This window comes from Vibrio sp. 2017_1457_13 (assembly GCF_030851525.1).
Lineage (GTDB): Bacteria > Pseudomonadota > Gammaproteobacteria > Enterobacterales > Vibrionaceae > Vibrio > Vibrio metschnikovii.
Genome location: NZ_VHTA01000047.1, coordinates 1 through 687 on the forward strand (window position 1 = coordinate 1; position 687 = coordinate 687).

The window sequence follows — 687 nt, forward strand, 5'->3', positions numbered from 1 at the left end:
GAAAATGCCGCGCGTTGCGAATCCCTCTTGAACGCTTTGTTATGTGTTGGCTTAAATCATACCAACGTAACTTTTTTGTCCTTTGATCCTTTCGCACCACGATTGGATATTGGGATAATGAGATAAATTAAAACCACCTTCGTCAGCAACATGTGTATAAGCGTACAGAGCAATATCAGCGATCGTTAATTGGCAACCAACAAGATAATCTGTTTCAGCCAATCGACTGTCCATTATTGATAAAGCTTTATTACCACCAGGTTGTAAAGAATAATACTCTTCCAACCTGGAATCTGGCATACCTTGATATTTTTGGATAAAACGTGCCACAGCGATAAATGGCTCATGGCTGTATTGTTCAAAGAACAACCACTCGTACATTTTAGCCTTTTCATATTTATCACTAGGGATTAACGCCGTCCCATCCGCAAAATAACCAAGAATTGCGTTCGATTCTGACAAACAGCGGCCATCATCCAAAACAACAACTGGTATTTTACCGTTTGGGTTAATTGATAAAAACTCAGCCGTTTTTGTATCACCTTTTAAAATATTAACGTCACACCACTCATGCTCAATGCCCAAAAAAGAAAGCAAAAGCTTAACCTTGTAACAGTTACCAGATTGGATATCTCCATAAACCTTCACTACAAATCTCCTTTTGTATGCTCAAAAACACATAACGCC

1 protein-coding gene is annotated in these 687 nt (G+C 38.7%); it reads right to left on the reverse strand.

Annotation, left to right across the window (positions count from 1 at the left end):
- Positions 1–51: 51 nt before the first annotated feature.
- Positions 52–648: a glutathione S-transferase family protein gene (locus tag FKN88_RS17445; protein ID WP_154170995.1), complete on the reverse strand. Its 597-nt coding sequence runs from the start codon at positions 646–648 to the stop codon at positions 52–54.
- Positions 649–687 lie beyond the last annotated feature (39 nt).